This window comes from Streptomyces sp. bgisy159 (assembly GCF_057707805.1).
Genome location: NZ_JBYIQX010000008.1, coordinates 174,680 through 197,017, shown reverse-complemented (window position 1 = coordinate 197,017; position 22,338 = coordinate 174,680). Strand labels below are relative to the sequence as shown.

Here is a 22,338-nt window from a genome sequence, read left to right as displayed (position 1 = left end):
TACATGGGCTGGACGGTCCTCTACATCGCTTTCGGCGTCGTCGCGCTGTGGCTGCTCGGCGAAGTGCTGCTGCAGTACAAGGCGCGGCTGCGCTGGCGGCTGCTGGCGTTCGCCGGCTTCCTCGGCGTGGTCCTGGGCGTGCTGATCCCGTCCATCCCCGTCATCGCCCTCGGCGCGGCCACTTTCGCGATCGGCCAGACCTACGTCACGCTGTCGTTCCGGCGCGGCTTCGCCGCGGGCTGGGCGGTCAAGCGGCCCGAGGGCGACGGCCCGGTCGCCAAGGTCGCCAAGCGCCGCCGGGGGCGCGCGGACCGTCAGGACCCCGTCCTCGACGGCCCCGGCCCGGACGCCCCCGAGACCGCCGGCGAGGACACGGACGCCTACGGTCACGACGACCCGGACCGCACCCGGTCCTACGACGACGACTACGGGCACGACTACGAGCACGACTACGACCGCGACGACGTCTTCACCCCGGCCGCCCGTACCGACCGCCCCGGCGACGCCGAGACCACCGCCGTCTACGAGCCCCAGCCCCTCCCGGAGGACACCGGCTCCTACGGCGTCTACGGCGACTCCGCCTACGCCCAGTCCAACGGCGCGGCCCAGGACCAGTACGCCGCCACCGGCCAGAGCGCCGACCAGAGTTACGGCTACGACGCCTACCAGGGATACGGGCAGCAGAGCTACGACTACGACACCTCCGGCGGCCAGCAGCAGTACGCCGCCTACTCCGACCCGTACATCGGCACCCAGACCTACGGCGGCGGCTACGACACCGGCTACACCCAGCAGGGGTACGGCGACCAGTACGGCACCGGCTACGGCGAGACCCCGGCCGGCGGCGTCTGGGTGCCGCAGCAGCGTGGCGACGACCCGCTCGGCGGCGAACTCCCGCCCGACCAGCAGCAGTACCCCTACCCGGGCGACGGCCAGGGCGCGGGCGGGCAGCAGGGCAACGGCTACGACGAGCAGTATCGATTCTGAAGGCCGGAGTCCCGGGGGGCGGCGTTCCGAGTACTGGGACCCGGAGGGCCGGCGTTCCGAGGACCGGGGTGCCGAGGACCTGGGGTCACTGTGAGCCCCGGAACTCCGGACCCTCCACGATCAGCCCCGCCACCAGTGCGCCCGACATCCCGGCGTGCGGCAGCCCGCCCCCGGGATGCGACCAGCCGCCGACGGTGAACAGCCCCGGCAGCGCGGTGGAGTTGGCGGGATGCAGCAGCCGGCCCCCGGCCGCCGCCAGCGCGGGCGCCGGCACCGCCCCGCCCGCCGCACCGGTCGCCGCCTCGACATCCGCCGGGGTACGCACCTCCTGCCACAGGACCCGTTCCCGCAGCCCCGGTACGGCCCGCTCGGCGGCGGTGAGCATCGCCGCCACCCGCTCCTCGGCACGGTCGTCGCCGGCGGGCACCACCGCGGACAGCGTGACCGCCTCGTGCCCGGAGTCCGGGACCAGCGCCGGGTCGTCGGGGCGCAGCACGGTCACCGTCGGAGCGAACGACGCCCCGGGCGCCGCGTCGAACACGGCCTCCAACTCGCCCGCACGGTCCGCCGGATGCACCACGGTCCGGTGCGCCACGCCCGCCGGGCGCCCGCCCCGCAGGGCCAGCAGCACGGTGAGCCGGCCGGGCATCCCCCGCTGGGGCGCCACCTCGCCCCCGGCCCGCTCGGGCAGCCCCGCCCGCAGTGCGCCCGGGGCGACGCCGGCGACCACGAAGTCCGCCTCCGCCGCACCGCCGTCGGCGAGTTCGACGCCCGCCGCCCGCCCGTCCTTCTCCAGGACCCGGACGACCTCGGACTCGAAGACGAACTCCACCCGGCGGGCCAGGCACCGCTCGTACACCGCACGCGCCAACTCCCTCAGCCCACCGCGCACGTACCACATGCCGAAGGCGTGCTCCATGTACGGCAGCACCGCCGCGCTCGCCGGGGCGACCCGCGGATCGAGGCCGTACGCCAGCGCATGGCTCTCCAGCAGGGCGGCGAGCCGGGGGTCACGCAGCTCCCAGGCACCGGTCTCGGCCACCGTGGCCGCACGGCGGGTGCGCAGCAGTCTCCTGTGCGGCACGGCCGGGTAGGGCTCGCGCTCGGCCAGCACGGACCAGTCGGGCCACAGCGGCTCCTCCAGCAGGGGCCGGCGGGTGCGGTCCCACGCCTCGCGGGCCCGCACCAGGAAGTCGCCCCAGCGCCGCCCGACGCCCGCCCCGAGCGCCTCGTCCAGCGCCGAGACCACTCCCGACCGGGAGGCGTTCGGCAGGGAGACCTCGGTGCCGTCCGCGAACACGTGGTGCGCGCAGGGATCGACCTGGACCAGCTCCACGCACCGCTCCAGCGGTTCCTTGCCGGTCTTGACGAACAGGTCGCGGTGGACAGCGGGCAGGGGCAGCAGCGCCGGTCCGGTGTCGAAGGCGAAGCCGTCCCGCTCCACGCGGCCCAGCGCTCCGCCGTAGGTCCCCGTCCGCTCATGGACCACCACCCGGTGGCCGGCGACGGCCAGCCGGGCAGCGGCCGCCATCGCGCCCATCCCGGCGCCGACCACCACGATTCGTGCCATGCCAGGGACTTTATCCGCCGCCGCCGGCAGTCCCGCCGGGGGCCGGTGCCGGTCGGGGGCGGCTCACCAGGGCGCCGTCCCCGCGCGGGCCGCCACGCGCCGCTCCTCGCGGCGCTGGGCCCTGCGGCGCAGGAAGCGGCGGATGCGGGAGACGAGGAAGAACAGGGTCACCAGGCCGAGCAGCAGCAGCGAGCCGGCGATGACCGCCGCCGCCGTCGGGTGGAATATCGCGAAGGTGACCAGGGCGCCGACCCCGAGGTCCTCGGCGAGGCTCACGAGCACGTTGCTGAACGGCTCGGGCGAGGAGTTGACCGCCATCCTCGTCCCGGCCTTCACCAGGTGGCTGGCCAGCGCCGTGGAACCGCCGAGCGCGCCGGCCGCCGCCTCGGACAGCGAGCCGCTCTGCCCGGCCAGCAGCGCCGCGACCCAGGCGCCGGCCGCCGGGCGGATCACCGTGTGCGCCATGTCCCAGCCGGAGTCGACGTACGGGATCTTGTCGGCGACCGCCTCGCAGAGGAAGAGCAGCCCGGCGATCGCGAGCACCTCCGGGCGCTGCAGGGTCTGCGGGACGTCGTCGCTCACGCCGGTCGCGCCGAAGACGCCGAGCAGCAGCACCACCGCGTAGGCGTTGACGCCGCTGGCCCAGCCGCTGGTGAAGAGCAGGGGGAGTACGGACACGGGGGCGATCGTATCCAGCGCCGGGCGGCGCGTCCTGAGGTTGCGCACACAGCCCTGAGCACCGGTACTCAGGCGCCGGGATGAGTACCCGCGCGGATGGGGTCCGGGCCGCCCGGACGGGACAGTGGAGGCACGGGAAGGGACCCGGCGCCGGCACCGCCGACACGGGGCGGCGGAACGGCGCCGGTCCTGGACCGCTCCTTCCGCCGGCCCGGTCGGCGGGAGCGAGGCGCGGGGGAGCAGCGAGGACGACCGCACGGGGGCTCGGGGAACCAAGGGACACGGGGGCCCGGGAAACCGAGGGAGACGGGGGTGCGGGGGTGCGGGGGTGCACCGGGAAGCGCCGGTTCGTGACGGCCCTGGGGGAACGCGGCTGCCACGGACCGGCGCTTTCGCCGGATCGCCCCGCCTCAGGCCGAGGCGGGGCGGCCCCGCACTCCCCGGTCCCCGCTCACCCGGCCCTGCAGCAGCAGGGACAGCGCCGCGTGGACGTCGTCCAGCGACCGCTCCGGCTGGAACGCCTGCCAGTCCAGCGCGGCCACCAGCACCATGCCGACCAGCGCCGCCGCGGTCAGCGGCACGTCGATCTCCGCGCTGAACTCACCGGCCGCGACGCCCGCGCGCAGCACCTCCTCCACGACGGCCACCGCCTCCCGCCGGACCACCGTCAGCGTCGACTGCCAGGTCCGGTTGGTGCGCCACAGCTCGGCCACGTACAGCTGGGTGAAGGCCGGGTAGCGGTCGATGAAGACCAGTCCCGCGCGGATCATCGCGTCCAGGGCGGCCACCTGTGAGCCGCCCTCGCGCGCGGTCCGCTCCGCGGCCTCCCTCAGGGAGGCGGTGAGCAGGCCCACGCCGTGCCGGAGCAACTCCTCGAAGAGGACCGACTTGCTGGCGAAGTTGTAGTAGACCGTGCCCTTGGCGACCCCGGCCCGCTCGGCGATCTCGTCCACCGTGGTCGCGGAGAAGCCCTGCTCGGCGATGAGGGTGACGGCCGCCTCGTAGAGCCTCTGCCGGGTGGCCTCGCGGCGGGGGCGGCCGCCCGGCGTGGTGCTGCTTTCCATGCCCCTGATTGTCCCCCCGCCCCGGCCGCGCCCGGCACGGGCCCCGCCCCGGTCGCGCCCGGCACGGGCCCCGCCCCGGGCGGCCCCGGCGCGCGACCGCCCGCGCAAAGGCGCCGGAACCGGCCCGCGAAACCACGGCGCGACATTCGACCCGAACCCTTCTTCGAAGCGAAAGCCCAGGTCAGAATGGATTGTCAGTGGCATACCTCACGATGGGCACATACGGCACCACCGGACAGTGCGTGCCGTCACCCAGACGACAGGAGGTTCGTCATGGCCCGCGATCACGCGGCCGCCGCCCGCCGGCGCCGCGCCACCGGCCCTGCACCCTCACTGACCGGCCCCGCGAGCGACGTCCATCCCGTGCTGCGCCGGGCCACGGCCCCGCCCGCCGCCCTCGACCTGCTCACCCAGGCCCGCGCCGGACTCGACGAGGCCGCCGCCCTGGAGACCCCTAACGAGCGCTATGCCACGGCCCACCTCGCCGCCCTGCGCACCGCCGCCGCCGTGCTCGCCGCCCGCGGTCGCCCCGAGACCGGCCCCAGGCGCCGGGCCCGCATCAGGAGCGCCTGGGAAGTGCTCCCCGAGATCGCGCCCGAACTGACCGAGTGGAGCGCGCTGTTCGCCTCCGGCGCCGGGCGCCGGGCCCGCGCCGAGGCCGGCATCCCCGGTGCGGCCGGCCGCCGCGACGCCGACGACCTGATACGGGACGTGGCGATGTTCATCCGCCTCGTCGAGCGGCTGCTGGTCCTCCAGCCGGTCCTGCCCCCGCCGCGCCGCGCCGGTGAGGAGCCGCCCGGTCCCGCTCCCCGCCACGAGATGCCGGACGCGGGCTGACCCCTGCGGCCGGGCGGACGGGGCGGGCGCGCGGTGCGGACCGGGCGTGGCCCGGCCCGGGCGGCCCTTGGTGGTCCGCCGCGCCGTACCGCGCGGGCGTCGGACCCTGTCCGTCGCCCGGCGATGACCAGGTGGGGCGGCCGAGGCAATAGGGTGGAGGGCGCCTGAAAGGCTTTCCCGTCCCGCGGCCCGGGGCGGGGAGGCAGCCCGTTCGCTCCGCCGCGCAAGAGGCGGTGCCGCGCCGAGGAGTCAACTGCCGTGTCGGACCCGCAGCGCCCCCGCGCCTCACTCCGTACCGCCGTGGTCTGGGAGGTCCTCCAGGACGCCCTCGACCGCCGGGTCAAGGCCACGGGCCGGGAGTCCCTGGACGTCCTGGACACCGGGGGCGGCAGCGGCAACTTCGCGGTGCCCGTCGCACGGTTGGGCCACCGGGTCACCGTCGTCGACCCCAGCCCCAACGCGCTGTTCGCGCTGGAGCGCCGGGCCGCCGAGGCCGGCCTCGCCGACCGGGTGCGCGGGGTGCAGGGCGACGCCCACGGCCTGTTCGACGTCGTCGAGCGCGGCGGCTACGACGCCGTCCTCTGCCACGGCGTCCTGGAGTACGTCGACGACCCCGCGGAGGGCGTCCGCAACGTCGTCGCCGCGCTGCGCGCCGAGGGCGTCCTCAGTCTGCTCGCCGCCGGCCTCGGCGGCGCCGTCCTCGCCCGGGCCCTCGCCGGTCACTTCAAGGAGGCCCACCAGGCGCTGACCGACCCGGACGGCCGCTGGGGCGCCGGCGACCCCGTGCCGCGGCGGTTCACCGCCGAGCAGCTCACCGCGCTGGTCGAGGGAGCGGGGCTGCGGGTCGGCGCCGTGCACGGGGTGCGGGTCTTCGCCGACCTGGTGCCCGGCGTGCTCGTCGACACCGAGCCCGGAGCGCTGGACGCCCTGCTCAAGCTCGAGGAGGCGGCGGCCGAGCTGCCCGCCTTCCGCTCGGTGGCCACCCAGCTCCACGTCCTCGGCGAGACACAAGGGGCCCACGAGGGCTGAGTGAGTCCGTGCGGTCCCTGTGGTGACACCGCTGATCGGCGTGTCCACGGCGGATGGAGTGCACCACAGGCCCCCCGTTCGGGCGGTTCGCGCCGTATGATCGAGGGAGACCGCCCCGGCATGACGGGCCGGCCGCCGGGGAAGTAAGCCTCAGCGAGCCGGGACGGCCATGGCGGGTCCCGGTTGGCCAATTGGCGCAGAGGGGCGGGTTTCACGGGGGCGATTCCCTGCCTATCCTGAAGGGACCCCCGGGTCGCCCCCCGGCGACTGCACGATGAGGAGGACTCCGTGCCGCTCTCGGAGCACGAGCAGCGCATGCTCGAGCAGATGGAGCGAGCGCTGTACGCCGAAGATCCCAAGTTCGCGTCGGCGCTTGAGGGAAGCGGGCTGCGTACGTACACCCGACGGCGGGTCTACCAGGCGGTCGCGGGCTTCCTCGTGGGTATCGCGCTCCTCATGGCCGGAATGGTCGCCAAGCAGGTCTGGCTCAGCGTGGTGGGCTTCCTCGTCATGCTGGGCTGCGCGGTGCTCGCCGTGACCGGCTGGCGCAAGGCCCCCAAGCCGGGCGAACAGCCCGCCGGTGCCCCATCCGCTCGCGGCCAGGGCCGGCGGCCCAAGCGCTCCATGATGGACCGTATCGAGCAGCGCTGGCAGCGCCGCCGTGACGACCAGGGTCACTGATCATCCGCGGGACCACTCCCGCGATCACTGACCGTTCCGCACGGCTCCTGACCGATCTGGCGCGCCTCGGACAGTGCTGAGGGGGGTGACCACCCGACGGGCGGTCACCCCCCTCAGCACTGTCCGAGCGGTCGGCCCCGGTACGCCGGGGCCCGCAGATCAGCCCGTCTGCTGCCGGCCCGGCGCGCGGCGCGTCAGCTGCGTCCACCGCAGGGCCCAGCCCGCCTTCAGCGCCGCCCACCGGTCCGAAAGGTCCCAGACCGCCCGGACGGCCGAACGCGGCGCGAGGACCGCGCGCAGCTTCGTCCGCCGCTCGGCACGCGCCCGCAGAGCCGCCCGCACGTCGCGCACGTCGCCCGCCAGTCCGGCCTCGGCGCGCGGCTCGGGCGCGAACAGCACCTGCTCGACGGCGCCCGCCACCCGCCGCACCGACCGGGCCGCCGCCTCGTCCAGCTCACCGATCCGCACGATCCGCTCGGCGGCCCGGCGCGGGGTGAGCGCGTCGTCCGGCACGATGCCGTAGTCCCAGGCCGTGTCGAGCAGCTCGCGCCACACCGCCAGGACGTGCGCCACGGCGGCCTCGCTGACCACCGGCGGGGAGATCCGCGCCGCTGGCGCCGTACCGCTGCCCGCCTGCCGCGGCCCGTCTGCCCGCCCCGGAGGCGGCGCCGTCGCCGCGGTCGCGGAGTGCTGCGCGGACGCCAGCCGCACCGACCGCCGTCTCAGCCGCCACACCATCGGCAGCAGCGGCAGTACCACCGCCGCCAGCCCGAGGAGGATCCAGCCCGCCAGCTGGTACCACGGCGGGCCGCCGCCGTCCTGCTGCCCCGGGTCCAGCGGCAGGGCCAGGTCGCAGCCGCCCTGCTTGCGGTCGGCCACCGAGCAGCCCGAACTCGCCGACGGCGCCGCCGAGGGGGCGGCTTCCGCCGAGCGGGAGGCCTGAGGCAGGTCCGGCACCGGGGCCCCGGAGGCCTCCGGCACCGTGTACGTGGGCGTGGTGCCCCGGGTCGGCGTCGGCTCGAAGCGGGTCCAGCCCACACCCTCGAAATACAGCTCGGGCCAGGCGTGCGCGTCCTTCAGGCTCACCTCGACCGTGCCGTCGGCCTGCGGGGAGCCGGGCGCGAAGCCGACCGCCACCCGCGCCGGGATGCCCAGCGTGCGGGCCATCGCCGCCATCGAGAAGGAGAAGTGGACGCAGAAGCCCCGCTTGTCCCGCAGGAAGCGGGCTATGGCGTTCGGGCCCTCGCCGACCTCGACCTCGGTGTCGTACTGGTAGCCGCCCGTCACCGCGAAGTAGTCCTGCAGGGCCACCGCCCTGTCGTAGTCGGTGGTGGCGCCCTTGGTGACGTCGAGGGCCGTGCGGTACACCACCGGCGGCAGCGAGTCCGGGACGCGGGTGTACTCGCGGCGCAGCGGGCCGGACGCCTCCGGCGCCGACTTCAGCTGGTCCGCCGTCGGCCGCACGTCCAGGCTGCGCACCTCGTAGGTCTTGCCCCGGGTGGTCTCCCGGTGGTCGCCGACCAGGGTCATGCCGACCGGCTCGTACCGCCAGTCGCCGCCGATGGTGACGCCGCTCGGGGGGTAGGGCATCGGCAGCCAGTCCTGGGCGTACCAGTCCGCCGCGCGGATGCGGGTGGTGATCTCGGCGCGCTTGATGTCCGGGCCGAGGCCGGTGGGGGAGGGCAGCCGGTCGGGGACGGCGATGATGCGCCGCTTGGACGGCTTCCAGGTGGTGCCGTCGAAGTCGTCGAGGGAGACGATCCGCAGATACAGGTCGGAGAGGTTGTCGCTGGTGGTGCGCAGCGTGAGGGCGGTGCGGTCCTCCTCCAGGTTGAGGCTGTCGCGCAGGGACACCAGGGGGTTGACCGCGGAGATCGTGCCCCCTCCGCCGCTGCCCACGCCGACGCCCGAGCCCGCGCCGTCCAGCAGACCGCCCTGGATCGCGGGCAGCGGCAGCAGCGGCACCGCCAGGGCGACGCCCAGGGCGGCCACCCCGATGCGGCGGCCGGTGCGCACCGGGGCCGTCGGCCCGGACGGCTCGCCGGACGGGCGCGAGGAGCCGCCGAACACCCGGCCCCACTGGGTGAGCCGCTCGCGCCCCTCGGCCAGCAGCAGCATCAGGTAGCCGGCCGCCGCGGCCAGGAACCACAGCCAGTCACGGTCGCCCGTGGACAGCCCCGCGGCCACCGAGTACAGCGCGAGCAGCGGCAGACCGGCCGGCGCGGCGTTGCGATAGGTCACCGCCACGGCGTCCACGATCAGGCCGATCACCAGCACACCGCCGACCAGCATCAGCTGGATGCCGGGGGACAGCGGGGCCGGCGGCGCGAACCGCGTCACGTCCTCCGAGCCGGCCCGCAGCAGATCACCGAAGTGCCGCAGCGCCTGCGGGCCGGGGAGCAGCCCGGCGAGCGCGTACTCCCGGGCGAAGGCCACCGTCAGCAGCACCACCAGCGCGACCGTCTGGGCGAGCACGGTCAGCGGACGGGGCAGCGGTACCCGCCGGGCGCCCGCGCCGACCGCGGTCTGGATCGCCAGCAGGAAGGCTGCCTGCGGGAACCACGAACCGGAGTCCACCAGCGGGAACAGGGCGCCGGCCGCCAGCAGCGTCGCCAGCGCGGCGCACAGGGTGACCCGCACCCGTCCGCTGACCATCACGCCTCCCCCCGGTAGGTCCCCGCCGTCACGGCACCGGCGCGCTGCCGGTCCGCCTGGCGCCACAGTTCCTGCAGCGAGGCGCCGCGTGGCACGCTCAGGACGGTCCAGCCCGCCTCGCGCAGCATCCGCAGCCGCTCCTCCCGCCCGTCCGCCGGCTCGGGCACACCGCCGTTCGGTTCACGTATCCAGGTCTCGCTGTCCAGGACGAAGGCGATGGCTCCGCCGCTGCGCCGGCGCATCTTCGCCGCGATCGCCGCCTGGCCCTCGTCGAGGTCGCCGAGGAAGGCCACCAGCAGTCCCTCGCCGCGGCCGCGCAGCACGTCGTGGGCGCGGGACAGGCTCGCGCCGTCGGAGTGGTCGATCACCGCGAGGGTGTCCATCATCAGCCCGGCCGCGTCGGCCGACTCCTGCCCGGACCCCGCGTACGCCTCGGCGCCCTCGCCGGGCATCGAGCTGCCGGTGTCGGTCAGCAGCCGCACCGAGAAGCCGCGCTCCAGCATGTGCACCAGCACCGAGGCGCAGCCCGTGACCGCCCACTCGAAGGCCGAGTCCGGTCCGGCGCCCCGGAAGGCGACGCCCCGGGTGTCCAGCAGGACCGTGCAGTGCGATCGCTGCGGCTGCTCCTCGCGTCGGACCATCAGCTCGCCGAGCCGGGCGGTGGAGCGCCAGTGCACGCGGCGCAGGTCGTCGCCGTGGCGGTAGCCGCGCGGGATCACGTCGTCCTCGCCGGCCAGCGCCAGGGAGCGCTGCCGCCCGTCGCCGTACCCCTGGGCCTCCCCGCCCAGACGCACCGGCGGCAGCGGTTCCACGCGCGGGACCACGGTCAGCGTGTCGTGCGTGGAGAAGGAGCGGGTCAGCTCGCACATGCCGAACGGGTCGCTCAGCCGCAGCTGCAGCGGCCCCAGCGGATAGCGGCCGCGCAGGTCGGAGCGGACCCGGTAGGAGACCTCCCGGCGGCCGCCCGGCTCCACCCGGTCCAGCACGAAGCGGGGGCGCGGGCCGAGGACGTAGGGCACCTGGTCCTGCAGCATGAGCAGCCCGGTGGGCAGCCGGGAGACGTTGTCCATCCGCAGATGGACCCGGGCCTCGCTGCCCGCCTGCACCCGCGCGGGGGAGAGCAGCCGGCTGCCGGCCACCCGGTAGCGGGTGCGGTACAGGACGCCCGCGCAGATCAGCGGCAGCGCCGCCAGCAGCAGCCCGACCCGCAGCAGGTCGGGCTGGCCCAGGACGTAGGCGCAGACGGCGGCGGCGACCCCCGCGGCCAGGAACGAACGGCCGCGGGTGGTCAGACCGGCCAGGGCCGTGCGGAGCCCGCCCGGCTCGCCCCGGCCGGTATGGTCCGTGGGCCCGGCCGCGCCGTTGCTCATCCGAGCCTCCGCGGCGGCCGGCCGTAGCCCTGGGGGCCGCCCGGCATGCCGTAGCCGTGCTGCTGGGGCGCGGCGGGCACGGGGGTGCGCTGCAGGATCTCCTGGACGACCTGCTCGGAGGTGCGGCGGTTGAGCTGGGCCTGCGCCGTGGGCAGCAGGCGGTGGGCGAGGACCGGGACGGCGAGGTGCTGGACGTCGTCCGGCAGCGCGTAGTCCCGCCCGGACAGGGCCGCGGACGCCTTCGCCGCGCGCAGCAGGTGCAGCGTCGCGCGCGGCGAGGCGCCGAGTCTGAGCTCGGGGTGGGTGCGGGTGGCGGCGACCAGGTCGACCGCGTACCGGCGGACCGATTCGGCGACGTGCACCCCGCGGACCGCGTCGATCAGCTTCACGATCTCGTGGGCGTGCGCCACCGGCTGGAGGTCCTCCAGGGGGTTCACCCCGCCGTGCACGTCCAGCATCTGCAGCTCGGCGTCGGCGCTGGGGTAGCCGATCGACACCCGGGCCATGAACCGGTCGCGCTGCGCCTCGGGCAGCGGGTAGGTGCCCTCCATCTCCACCGGGTTCTGCGTGGCGACCACCATGAACGGCGCCGGCAGTTCGTACGACTGGCCGTCGATGGTGACCTGGCGCTCCTCCATGGACTCCAGCAGCGCCGACTGGGTCTTCGGCGAGGCGCGGTTGATCTCGTCGCCGATCACGATCTGGGCGAAGATCGCGCCCGGCTTGAACTCGAAGTCCCGGCGCTGCTGGTCCCAGATGGACACCCCGGTGATGTCCGACGGCAGCAGGTCGGGCGTGAACTGGATGCGCCGCACCGAGGAGTCGATGGAGCGCGCCAGCGTCTTGGCCAGCATGGTCTTGCCCACGCCGGGGACGTCCTCGATCAGAAGATGTCCCTCGGCGAGCAGCACGGTCAGCGAAAGCCGCACGACCTCCGGCTTGCCTTCGATCACTCCTTCCACCGAACTGCGGATCCGTTCCACGGTGGCAGTCAGATCTGTAAGGCTCGCTCGTTCGTCATAGGTCGTCACCGGCCCTCCTCGGCCCGTTCTTTCTTCGGGCCGACACTCCGCTGGGGACGGCCCACCCCGAATCACGAACGTCACGCGGGAAAAGTTCCGCGGGACGCCCCACCGGCATTCTTGCTGCCGTTACCGATTCGTGTCACTCGCCTGTGGACAACTGCCTACGTTTTGTCCGCTCCTACGGTCTTCGGCCGTAGTGGTGACGGCTTCCCGACATGGAGCGGCCGGTGGGTCGGCCCGCGTCGCGCGGGGCGGTCTCACTCGGGGTCGATCTCCCGCAGCAGACCGGTGGTCACGTCGAAGACGAAGCCGCGCACATCGCCGGTGTGCAGCAGGAACGGCGAGGTGCGCACCCGCTGCATGGACTGCCGTACGTCCTGGTCGACGTCGCGGAAGGCCTCCACGGCCCAGGCCGGGCGCTGGCCGACCTCCATCTCCAGGTCGTGCCGGAACTCCTCGGTGAGGGTCTCCAGGCCGCAGCCGGTGTGGTGGATCAGCACCACGCTGCTGGTGCCCAGGGCGCGCTGGCTGATGGTGAGGGAGCGGATCACGTCGTCGGTGACGACGCCGCCGGCGTTGCGGATGGTGTGGCAGTCGCCGAGCTCCAGACCGAGCGCGGCGTGCAGGTCGAGACGGGCGTCCATACAGGCCACCACGGCGACCTTGAGGACGGGCCGGGCGTCCATGCCCGGGTCGGTGAAATCGGCGGCGTACCGCTCGTTCGCCTCGACGAGGCGGTCGGTGACGGTGCCGGTGCGGGTTATCGCGTCGCCGGAGCCGGTGGGTACCGATGCGGAAGTCGTCATACCCATGACGTTACTGGTCACAGTCGGTCCGGTCGCGCTGTGAGAGGGGGAAAAGAGCGGCATCGCACCGCCTGTGAGGTAACCCACACGAGTGGTGGCAGGGCGTCCGTAGGGTGAAATTCCCGGATGCACCGCTTCATTTCCGGCCCGCTCGGCGACGCGCAGGCCGGTTGATTGACCGCGACACAGGGTGGACTAAAGTGACGCGAAGCGGGAGGCGAGACGCTCCCTGCTCCGAAAACCCCCTGCGAGGCCCCGGTACGGCCGGACGTCTCCCCCGCGTGCGCGGCGCGTACGTACGGCTCGGTCTCCTCCCGGCGGTGCGGACCGTCCGCCGGATCTGAGAGGGCCCCTTGAGCAACAGTCGACACGTCCCGGTGATGCTCCAGCGCTGCCTGGACCTGTTGGCCCCCGCCCTGGAACGGCCCGGAGCGGTGGTCGTCGACTGCACGCTCGGCCTCGGCGGCCACAGCGAGGCCCTGCTCCAGCGCTTCCCCGAGGCCCGGCTGGTCGCCCTGGACCGCGACAAGGAGGCCCTGCGCCTGTCCGGCGAGCGCCTCGCACCCTACGGCGAGCGCGCCACCCTGGTGCACGCGGTCTACGACGAACTGCCCGCCGTGCTGGACCGGCTCGGCCTCGCGCGCGTGCAGGGCGTCCTGTTCGACCTCGGCGTCTCCTCCATGCAGCTCGACGAGGCCGACCGCGGCTTCGCCTACGCCCAGGACGCCCCGCTCGACATGCGCATGGACCAGACCACCGGCATCAGCGCCGCCGAGGTCCTCAACACCTACCCGCCGGGCGAGCTGGTGCGCATCCTGCGCGCGTACGGCGAGGAGAAGCAGGCCAAGCGCATCGTCGCCGCCGTCGTGCGCGAGCGCGCCAAGGAGCCGTTCGGCAGCAGCGCCCGGCTCGTGGACCTGATCCGGGACGCGCTGCCGCAGGCCGCCAAGCGCACCGGCGGCAACCCGGCCAAGCGCACCTTCCAGGCGCTGCGCATCGAGGTCAACGGGGAGCTCGCCGTCCTGGAGCGGGCGATCCCGGCCGCCGTCGAAGCGCTCGCCGTGGGCGGGCGGATCGCCGTGCTGTCGTACCACTCGCTGGAGGACCGTCTGGTCAAGCAGGTCCTCGCGGCCGGTGCCACCTCCACCGCGCCGCCCGGGCTGCCCGTCGTCCCCGAGCGGTACCAGCCCCGGCTCAAGCTGCTGACGCGCGGTGCCGAACTTCCCACCGAGGAAGAGATCGCGGAGAACCGGCGGGCCGCCCCGGCGCGTCTACGGGGCGCCGAGCGGATCAGGGAGTCCATCGAATGAGCGAGGTGCGGGGCGTGCGGGGAGCGCGGGGGAGCCGACCGGGGGAGCACCGGTGAGCGGGAAGCCCGAACCCGGGGGACGGGCCGCCCGGCTCGCCCGGCTGCTTCCCGGGCGGCCCGCGCAGGCCGCCCGCACGCCCTTCGTGCTGCTGGTGGTGGTGCTGCTGGGCGGCGGCCTCATCGGACTGCTGGTGCTCAACTCCGCGCTCAGCGAGGGCGCGTTCAAGAAGGACGACCTCCAGCGCGACACCAAGAGCCTCACCGACGAGGAACAGGCGCTGCAGCGGGACATCGACTCCTACTCGGCGCCGGACGCGCTGCAGCGCCGGGCCCGGGAACTCGGCATGGTCCCCGGCGGCGACCCGGCCTTCCTGCACCCGGACGGCACCGTCAAGGGCGTCCCCTCGCCCGCCCGCGGCGCGGGCGCCCCGGACGCCGCACGGCCGCCGGAGGTGATCACGCTCACCGAGGCCGTCGAGCAGGCCTCGCCCGCGCTCAGCCCGGACCCGGCCCCTCCGGCGGCCCCCGGACCCGTCGGCGGACAGCCCGACGCCGGCCCGTCCCCCGCCCCGACCACCCCGACCCCGACCCCCGGCAGGTGACGGAAGTGTCCGATCCCTCTGGCCGGCAGCCACCGCGCCGACGGGTGCCCGGCCCCGCCCGGCCCGCCCGCCCGTCCGCCGCGCAGGGCGCCCGCCGGCGCCGCCCCGGCCCCGGCGCCCGGCCCGCCCGCCGCCCGGTCGTGCCCCGCCCGGCGGCACCGCGCCCGCTGCGGCTCGGCAGCCCGCGCCCCCGGCTGCGCCTGGTCGGCGTCGCGCTGACCCTCGTCCTGCTCGCCTTCGTCGTACGGCTGCTCCAGGTACAGGCCGTGGACGCCGGCACCTACGCCGCCAAGGCGGAGCGCAACCGGTACGTCGGCCAGGTGCTGGCCGCCGAGCGCGGCCGGATCACCGACCGCTCCGGCGTCGCCCTCGCCACCAGCGAGGACGCCTACGACATCACCGCCGACCCCACCATGTTCACGGCCGAACAGCTCAAGGTCGGCGACGGCCCCGAGCAGGCGGCCGCCCTCCTCGCGCCGATCCTCGGCCAGGAGCAGTCCGCGCTCGTCGAGAAGCTGCGCCCCGAGAACGAGAACACCCGCTACACCAAGCTCGCCGGCCGGCAGACCCCGCAGGTCTGGAAGCAGATCAAGGACCTCAAGAGCGCGCTCGTCACCAAGGCCGGCACGGACCGGTCGACGGTCAACGTCCTCGCGGGCGTCTTCGCCGTCCCCAGCAGCAAGCGCGTGTACCCCAACGGCACCCTCGCCGCCGGGATACTGGGCTGGGTCAACGCCGAGGGCAAGGGCGGCGGCGGCATCGAGCAGCAGCTGGACAAGACCCTCGCCGGCAAGGACGGCAAGATCCGTTACGCCCAGTCCGGCGGCCGTCAGGTGCCCACGGCGGGCTCCACCGAGACGCCCGCCGTGCCCGGCTCCGACATCGAGCTGACCATCGACCGCGACATCCAGTGGGCCGCGCAGAGCGCCATCACCGAACAGGTGCGCAAGTCCAAGGCGGACCGCGGCTACGTCGTCGTCCAGGACACCCGCACCGGCGAGATCCTCGCGCTGGCCAACTCGCCCGGCTTCGACCCCAACGACCTGACCACGGCGTCCTCGGAGAACATGGGCAACGCCGCCCTCCGGGACGCCTACGAGCCCGGCTCCACCGCCAAGATCATGTCGATGGCGGCCGTGCTGGAGGAGAACGCCGCGACACCGCTCACGCACGTCACCGTGCCCAACCGGCTGCACCGCGGCGACCGGCTCTTCCAGGACGACATCGACCACCCGACCTGGTACCTCACCCTCAACGGCGTGCTCGCCAAGTCGTCCAACATCGGCACCATCCTGGCCACCGGCCAGCTCGGCAGGACCCAGTCGGAGGCCAACCGGGTGCTGTACTCCTACCTGCGCAAGTTCGGCATCGGCCGGCCCACCGGGCTCGGCTTCCCCGGCGAGACCCGGGGCATCCTGGCCCCCGCCGACAAGTGGTCCACCTCGCAGCAGTACACCATCCCGTTCGGCCAGGGCGTCTCCGTCAACGCGCTCCAGGCGGCCTCGGTCTACTCGACCATCGCCAACGGCGGCGTCCGCGTCGAACCCACCCTGGTTCGCGGCACCAAGGGACCCGACGGCCGCTTCACGCCGGCCCCGGCCCCCGAGCGGACCAGGGTCGTCAGCGACCGCACGGCGAAGACGCTCGCGCAGATGCTGGAGTCCGTGGTGGACGACCAGGAGGGCACCGGCAACAAGGCGCGCATCCCCGGCTACCGCGTCGCGGGCAAGACGGGTACGGCCAACCGCGTCGATCCGGCAACCGGCACCTACAAGGGCTACACCTCGTCCTTCGCCGGGTTCGCCCCCGCCGACAAGCCCCGCGTGACGGTCTACTGCGCCATCCAGAACGCCACCGAGGGCAGCTACTTCGGCGGCCAGATCTGCGGCCCCATCTTCAAGCAGGTGATGGAGTTCGCCCTGAAGACGCTCCAGGTCCCGCCGACCGGCGCCCGGCCCGCCGACCTGCCGGTCACCTTCAAGCCCTGAGCCCCCGCCACCCCCGCCCGTCCCGTCGTCCCACCCGACCGTGCCCGTCCCGCCCTCCGTACCCGTCCCGTCCGGCCCGCCGCGTCGGCCCCGTCCGCGTCCAGCAGTCCGTTCTCAGCCACCCGTGTTCAGCGTCGAACAGCCAGGAACCAGCCCGTGACCATGATCACTCCCGACTCCGGGAACCCCGCCCCGCACCCCGCCTCGCTTCGCTCCCAGGCGGGTCAGCCCGGTACGCTCACCGCCGTGCCACACGCTGATCAGTCCCCAACCACCCAGAAGGGCGCTTCCGTGACCTACCCGGGACCGCCACGACCGGATCGGGTCTCCGCCACACCCCTCGCGGACCTCGCCGATCAGCTGGGTATCGCCCCGTCACAGCGCCCGGACGGCGGCGCCGAGGTCACCGGGATCACCCATGACTCGCGCGCCGTCCGCCCCGGCGACCTGTACGCCGCCCTTCCCGGTGCCCGCCTGCACGGCGCCGACTTCGTCACCCAGGCCGCCGGCCTGGGCGCCGTCGCCGTGCTCACCGACCCCGCCGGCGCCGAACGCGCCACCGCGACCGGACTTCCGGTCCTGGTGGTGGACGACCCGCGCGGCCGGATGGGCGAGCTGGCGACCACCATCTACGGTCACCCGGGCCGCGACCTGCTGCAGATCGGCATCACCGGCACCTCCGGCAAGACCACCACCGCCTACCTCGTCGAGGGCGGGCTGCGCACGGCCAGGGCCACCGGGCTCATCGGCACCGTGGAGATGCGCATCGGCGACGAGCGCATCAAGTCCGAGCGCACCACCCCGGAGGCCACCGACCTGCAGGCCCTGTTCGCCGTGATGCGCGAACGCGGCGTCGAGGCGGTCGCCATGGAGGTCTCCAGCCACGCGCTGGTGCTCGGCCGGGTCGACGGCTGCGTCTTCGACATCGGGGTCTTCACCAACCTCAGCCCGGAGCACATGGAGTTCCACTCCGACATGGAGGACTACTTCCGGGCCAAGGCGCAGCTGTTCACCCGCCGCCGCAGCCGGCTCGGCGTGGTCAACTTCGACGACGAGTACGGCCGCCGCCTCATCGACGAGGCCGAGGTGCCCGTCGTCACCTTCTCCGCCGAGGGCCACCCCGACGCCGACTGGCGGGCCGTGGACGTCGAGGTCGGCCCGCTGGACTCGACCTTCACCGCCGTCGGCCCGGAGGGGCAGCGGATCGCCGCCAAGTCCCCGCTCGCCGGACCGTTCAACGTGGCCAACACCCTCGCCGCGATCGTCGCCCTGGCCGCCGCCGGAATCGACCCGCAGACCGCCGCCGACGGCATCGCCGCCGTCCCCGGGGTGCCGGGCCGCCTGGAGCGCGTGGACGCCGGGCAGCCCTACCTCGCGGTCGTCGACTACGCGCACAAGACGGACGCCGTCGAGTCGGTCCTCCGGGCGCTGCGCAAGGTCACCAAGGGCCGGCTGCACGCCGTGCTGGGCTGCGGCGGCGACCGCGACCGGTCCAAACGCGGCCCGATGGGGGCCGCGATCGCCCGGTTCGCCGACACCGCCGTCCTCACCTCCGACAACCCCCGTGGCGAGGACCCCCTCGCGATCCTCGCCACGATGCTCCAGGGCGCGGCCTCCGTGCCCTCCCACGAGCGCGGCGAGATCCTGCTGTTCGAGGACCGGGCGGCCGCCATCGCTGCGGCCGTGGCCCGCGCGCACGCCGGTGACACCGTGCTGGTCGCGGGCAAGGGGCACGAGCAGGGCCAGGACATCGCCGGGGTGGTCCGTCCGTTCGACGACCGCCAGGTGCTTCGCGAAGCTATCCAGAAGACCCAGGGATGAACTTGTGATCGCCCTCTCCCTCGCCGAGATCGCAGCAGTCGTCGGCGGGCAGACCCACGACATACCGGATCCGTCGGTGCGGGTCACCGGCCCGGTCGTCCGGGACTCCCGCGAGGCGGTGCCCGGCAGCCTCTTCGTCGCCTTCGCCGGCGAGCGCGTCGACGGCCACGACTTCGCGGCGCAGGTCGTCGAGGCCGGCGCCGTCGCCGTCCTGGCCTCGCGGCCGGTCGGCGTGCCCGCGATCGTCGTGGACGACGTCCAGGCGGCACTGGGCGCCCTCGCCCGCGAGGTCGTACGACGGCTCGGTACGAACCTCGTGGCCCTCACCGGCTCGGCCGGCAAGACCAGCACCAAGGACCTCATCGCCCAGGTGCTGCGCCGCAAGGCGCCGACCGTCTTCACCCCCGGCTCGCTCAACAACGAGATCGGGCTGCCCCTGACCGCCCTGTCCGCCACCGAGGAGACCCGGTTCCTGGTGCTGGAGATGGGCGCGCGCGGCATCGGCCACATCCGCTACCTCACCCAGCTCACCCCGCCGCGGATCGGCCTCGTCCTCAACGTCGGCAGCGCCCACATCGGCGAGTTCGGCGGCCGCGAGCAGATCGCCCAGGCGAAGGGCGAGTTGGTCGAGGCCCTGCCGGCGGCCGACCGGGGCGGCGTCGCGGTCCTCAACGCCGACGACCCGTTGGTCCGGTCCATGGCCTCCCGTACGACGGCGAAGGTGGTGTTTTTCGGAGAGTCCGACGAAGCGGACGTTCGGGCCGAGAACGTGCGACTCACGGACAGCGGACAGCCCTGCTTCAGGCTTCACACACCCTCCGGTGCAAGCGATGTGACCATGCGCCTGTACGGTGAGCACCACGTGTCGAACGCGCTCGCCGCGGCCGCCGTCGCCCATGAGCTGGGCATGTCCGCGGAAGAGATCGCCACCGCGCTCTCCGAGGCGGGCTCCCTCTCCCGCTGGCGGATGGAGGTCACCGAGCGCCCGGACGGCGTGACGATCGTCAACGACGCCTACAACGCGAACCCCGAGTCGATGAAGGCCGCCCTGCGTGCGCTGGCGGCGATCGGCAAGGGGCGGCGGACCTGGGCGGTGCTCGGCAAGATGGCCGAGCTCGGGGACGAGGCGCTCGCCGAGCACGACGCGGTCGGACGGCTCGCCGTCCGGCTCAACGTCAGCAAGCTCGTCGCGGTCGGGGGCAGGGAAGCCGCCTGGCTGCAACTGGGCGCATATAACGAGGGTTCGTGGGGTGAGGAGTCGGTGCACGTGTCCGACGCACAGGCGGCGGTCGACCTGTTGCGCAGCGAGTTGCGCCCGGGAGACGTCGTACTCGTGAAGGCGTCCCGTTCGGTCGGCCTGGAGGGTGTCGCTCAGGCGCTGCTCGAGACCGGTGCCGAGGGTGAGGTCGCCACCCGATGATGAAGCAGATCCTGTTCGCCGGCGTCATCGGCCTCTTCCTGACGCTGATCGGCACCCCGCTGCTGATCAAGCTGCTCGCCCGCAAGGGCTACGGCCAGTACATCCGGGACGACGGCCCGCGCGAGCACGCGAGCAAGCGCGGTACGCCGACCATGGGCGGCATCGCCTTCATCCTGGCGACGATCGCCGCCTACTTCCTGTCGAAGCTGATCACCGGCTACCCGCCCACCTACTCGGGCCTGCTGGTGCTGGGCCTGATGTTCGGCATGGGCCTGGTCGGCTTCCTCGACGACTACATCAAGATCGTCAAGCGGCGCTCGCTGGGTCTGCGGGCCAAGGCCAAGATGGCCGGCCAGCTGCTCGGCGGCATCGCCTTCGCGGTGCTGTCGCTGCAGTTCGAGGACGCGCGCGGCAACACCCCGGCGTCCACCAAGCTGTCGTTCATCACCGACTTCGGCTGGACCATCGGCCCGGTGCTGTTCGTGGTCTGGGCGCTTTTCATGATCCTGGCCATGTCCAACGGCGTGAACCTCACCGACGGTCTGGACGGTCTGGCCACCGGCGCCTCCGTCCTGGTCTTCGGCGCCTACACCTTCATCGGCGTCTGGCAGTTCCAGGAGTCCTGCGCCAACGGCGAGACCCTGACCAACCCCAACGCCTGCTACGAGGTGCGCGATCCGCTCGACCTCGCGGTGGTCTCCGCGGCGCTGATGGGCGCCTGCCTCGGCTTCCTGTGGTGGAACACCTCCCCTGCCAAGATCTTCATGGGCGACACCGGCTCGCTCGCGCTCGGCGGTGTGCTCGCCGGCCTCGCGATCTGCTCGCGCACCGAGCTGCTGCTGGCGCTGCTCGGCGGCCTGTTCGTCCTCATCACCATGTCGGTGGTCATCCAGGTCGGCTCCTTCCGGCTGACCGGGAAGCGCGTCTTCAGGATGGCCCCGTTGCAGCACCACTTCGAACTCAAGGGCTGGTCCGAGGTCCTGGTCGTGGTCCGCTTCTGGATCATCCAGGGCATCTGCGTGATCGTCGGACTGGGCCTCTTCTACGCGGGATGGGCAGCGGACAAGTGACCTCCTCGGTGTCTTCGGGACACGTCGACCTCCAGGGCAAGCACGTCACCGTCGCCGGGCTCGGCGTCTCCGGCGTCCCGGCGGCCAAGGTGCTGCACGGGCTGGGCGCGCGGGTCACCGTCGTCAACGACGGCGACGACGCACGCGCGCGTGAGCAGGCCGCCGAGCTCACGGCGCTGGGCGTCACCGTGCGCCTCGGCGACGGCGACACCCTGCCCGAGGGCACCGAGCTGATCGTCACCGCGCCCGGATGGAAGCCGGACAAGCCGCTGTTCGCGGCCGCCGCCGAGGCGGACGTGCCCGTCTGGGGAGACGTCGAGCTGGCCTGGCGGCTGCGCGGCCCCGAAGCCGCGCCGTGGCTGTGCGTCACGGGCACCAACGGCAAGACGTCGACCACCCAGATGCTCGCGTCGATCCTCAAGGCGGCAGGCCTGCGCACCGCGGCCGTCGGCAACATCGGCGTCTCCCTGCTCGACGCGGTCCTCGGCGACGAGGAGTACGACGTCCTCGCGGTGGAGCTGTCCAGCTACCAGCTGCACTGGGCGCCCTCCCTGCGCGCCCACTCGGCGGCGGTGCTCAACCTCGCCCCCGACCACCTCGACTGGCACGGCTCCATGGAGGCCTACGCGCGCGACAAGGGCCGGATCTACGAGGGCAATCGCGTCGCCTGTGTCTACAACGTGGCCGACAAGGCGACGGAGGACCTGGTGCGCGAGGCGGACGTCGAGGAGGGCTGCCGGGCGATCGGCTTCACCCTCGGCACCCCTTCCCCCTCCCAACTCGGGGTCGTGGACGGCATCCTGGTCGACCGCGCGTTCGTCGAGAACCGGCAGAAGAACGCCCAGGAGCTCGCCGAGGTCTCCGACGTGAACCCGCCGGCCCCGCACAACATCGCCAACGCCCTCGCCGCCGCCGCCCTCGCCCGCGCCTTCGGCGTGCCCCCCGGGGCGGTACGGGACGGACTGCGCGCCTTCACGCCGGACGCCCACCGCATCGCGCACGTGGCCGACGTGGACGGCGTCGCGTACGTCGACGACTCCAAGGCCACCAACACCCACGCGGCCGAGGCCTCGTTGGCGGCCTACGACTCGATCGTGTGGATCGCCGGCGGGCTCGCCAAGGGCGCCACCTTCGACGAACTGGTCGCCCGGTCCGCCAAGCGGCTGCGCGGGGTCGTGCTCATCGGCGCCGATCGCGCGCTGATCCGCGAGGCGCTGGCGCGACACGCCCCGGAAGTACCCGTCGTCGACCTCGACCGGACGGACACTGGGGCGATGCTCCAGGCCGTCCGGGAGGCGCGGCGGCTCGCGGTGGCAGGCGACACGGTGCTCCTCGCCCCGGCCTGTGCGTCCATGGACATGTACGCCAACTACACCAAGCGCGGTGACGCGTTCGCGGAGGCGGTTCGCGAACTCGGCTCCTGACC

At 73.8% G+C, this 22,338-nt stretch carries 18 protein-coding genes; 11 read left to right on the top strand and 7 right to left on the bottom strand.

Features of this window, described 5'->3' with window-relative positions:
• Positions 1-3 precede the first annotated feature (3 nt).
• Complete coding sequence (locus tag AC3ET3_RS11350; protein ID WP_432140026.1) at positions 4-987, top strand: SCO2102 family sporulation regulator; 984 nt, start codon at positions 4-6, stop codon at positions 985-987.
• 85 nt (positions 988-1,072) lie between these two features.
• On the opposite strand, the gene AC3ET3_RS11345 is transcribed toward AC3ET3_RS11350, so the two are convergent.
• From AC3ET3_RS11345 to AC3ET3_RS11335, 3 genes are all read right to left on the bottom strand, one after another.
• Entirely contained in the window at positions 1,073-2,557 is a 1,485-nt protein-coding gene (locus tag AC3ET3_RS11345; protein WP_432140027.1) for a phytoene desaturase family protein, read from the bottom strand.
• Between the two features lie 63 nt (positions 2,558-2,620).
• Entirely contained in the window at positions 2,621-3,235 is a 615-nt protein-coding gene (locus AC3ET3_RS11340; protein WP_432140028.1) for a DUF4126 domain-containing protein, read from the bottom strand.
• A 410-nt stretch (positions 3,236-3,645) separates the two neighbouring features.
• The gene (locus tag AC3ET3_RS11335) at positions 3,646-4,299 is read right to left on the bottom strand and encodes a TetR/AcrR family transcriptional regulator (protein WP_432140029.1); all 654 of its coding nucleotides are present in this window, start codon (positions 4,297-4,299) and stop codon (positions 3,646-3,648) included.
• Between the two features lie 273 nt (positions 4,300-4,572).
• Between AC3ET3_RS11335 and AC3ET3_RS11330 the strand changes: the two genes are divergently transcribed.
• From AC3ET3_RS11330 to AC3ET3_RS11320, 3 genes are all read left to right on the top strand, one after another.
• Positions 4,573-5,136 carry an SAV_6107 family HEPN domain-containing protein gene (locus AC3ET3_RS11330; RefSeq protein ID WP_432140030.1) on the top strand — a complete coding sequence of 188 codons (564 nt, stop codon included), beginning with the start codon at positions 4,573-4,575 and terminating at the stop codon, positions 5,134-5,136.
• A gap of 258 nt (positions 5,137-5,394) precedes the next feature.
• Positions 5,395-6,165: a methyltransferase gene (locus AC3ET3_RS11325; RefSeq protein ID WP_435612046.1), complete on the top strand. Its 771-nt coding sequence runs from the start codon at positions 5,395-5,397 to the stop codon at positions 6,163-6,165.
• 288 nt (positions 6,166-6,453) lie between these two features.
• Positions 6,454-6,846 (top strand): DUF3040 domain-containing protein, encoded by a 393-nt coding sequence (locus AC3ET3_RS11320; protein ID WP_432140032.1) that lies wholly within the window; start codon positions 6,454-6,456, stop codon positions 6,844-6,846.
• 159 nt (positions 6,847-7,005) lie between these two features.
• Here AC3ET3_RS11320 and AC3ET3_RS11315 read toward each other — a convergent pair whose 3' ends face one another.
• The 4 genes from AC3ET3_RS11315 to AC3ET3_RS11300 form a co-directional block, all read right to left on the bottom strand.
• Positions 7,006-9,501 carry a transglutaminase TgpA family protein gene (locus AC3ET3_RS11315; protein WP_435612045.1) on the bottom strand — a complete coding sequence of 832 codons (2,496 nt, stop codon included), beginning with the start codon at positions 9,499-9,501 and terminating at the stop codon, positions 7,006-7,008.
• Positions 9,501-10,871, bottom strand: a complete 1,371-nt coding sequence (locus AC3ET3_RS11310; protein WP_432156627.1) for a DUF58 domain-containing protein — start codon at positions 10,869-10,871, stop codon at positions 9,501-9,503. Before AC3ET3_RS11310 ends, AC3ET3_RS11315 begins: the two co-directional genes overlap by 1 nt.
• Positions 10,868-11,902, bottom strand: coding sequence for an AAA family ATPase (locus AC3ET3_RS11305; protein ID WP_432135931.1), 1,035 nt, complete (start codon positions 11,900-11,902; stop codon positions 10,868-10,870). The genes AC3ET3_RS11310 and AC3ET3_RS11305 overlap by 4 nt, the downstream gene beginning before the upstream one ends.
• 251 nt (positions 11,903-12,153) lie before the next feature.
• The gene (locus AC3ET3_RS11300; protein WP_432135932.1) at positions 12,154-12,702 is read right to left on the bottom strand and encodes a beta-class carbonic anhydrase; all 549 of its coding nucleotides are present in this window, start codon (positions 12,700-12,702) and stop codon (positions 12,154-12,156) included.
• Between the two features lie 353 nt (positions 12,703-13,055).
• Here AC3ET3_RS11300 and rsmH point away from each other — a divergent pair, with 353 nt between their 5' ends.
• From rsmH to murD, 7 genes are all read left to right on the top strand, one after another.
• Positions 13,056-14,012 carry a 16S rRNA (cytosine(1402)-N(4))-methyltransferase RsmH gene (rsmH, locus tag AC3ET3_RS11295; RefSeq protein ID WP_432135933.1) on the top strand — a complete coding sequence of 319 codons (957 nt, stop codon included), beginning with the start codon at positions 13,056-13,058 and terminating at the stop codon, positions 14,010-14,012.
• Positions 14,013-14,064: 52 nt separating this feature from the next.
• Positions 14,065-14,613, top strand: a complete 549-nt coding sequence (ftsL, locus tag AC3ET3_RS11290) for a cell division protein FtsL (protein WP_432156626.1) — start codon at positions 14,065-14,067, stop codon at positions 14,611-14,613.
• Positions 14,614-14,618: 5 nt separating this feature from the next.
• Positions 14,619-16,601: a peptidoglycan D,D-transpeptidase FtsI family protein gene (locus AC3ET3_RS11285; RefSeq protein WP_432135935.1), complete on the top strand. Its 1,983-nt coding sequence runs from the start codon at positions 14,619-14,621 to the stop codon at positions 16,599-16,601.
• A gap of 291 nt (positions 16,602-16,892) precedes the next feature.
• Positions 16,893-18,422 carry a UDP-N-acetylmuramoyl-L-alanyl-D-glutamate--2,6-diaminopimelate ligase gene (locus AC3ET3_RS11280; RefSeq protein WP_432135936.1) on the top strand — a complete coding sequence of 510 codons (1,530 nt, stop codon included), beginning with the start codon at positions 16,893-16,895 and terminating at the stop codon, positions 18,420-18,422.
• Between the two features lie 4 nt (positions 18,423-18,426).
• Positions 18,427-19,842 (top strand): UDP-N-acetylmuramoyl-tripeptide--D-alanyl-D-alanine ligase, encoded by a 1,416-nt coding sequence (locus AC3ET3_RS11275; RefSeq protein WP_432135937.1) that lies wholly within the window; start codon positions 18,427-18,429, stop codon positions 19,840-19,842.
• Positions 19,839-20,912: a phospho-N-acetylmuramoyl-pentapeptide-transferase gene (mraY, locus tag AC3ET3_RS11270; RefSeq protein ID WP_432135938.1), complete on the top strand. Its 1,074-nt coding sequence runs from the start codon at positions 19,839-19,841 to the stop codon at positions 20,910-20,912. Before AC3ET3_RS11275 ends, mraY begins: the two co-directional genes overlap by 4 nt.
• Positions 20,894-22,336, top strand: a complete 1,443-nt coding sequence (gene murD, locus AC3ET3_RS11265; protein WP_432135939.1) for a UDP-N-acetylmuramoyl-L-alanine--D-glutamate ligase — start codon at positions 20,894-20,896, stop codon at positions 22,334-22,336. The genes mraY and murD overlap by 19 nt, the downstream gene beginning before the upstream one ends.
• Positions 22,337-22,338 lie beyond the last annotated feature (2 nt).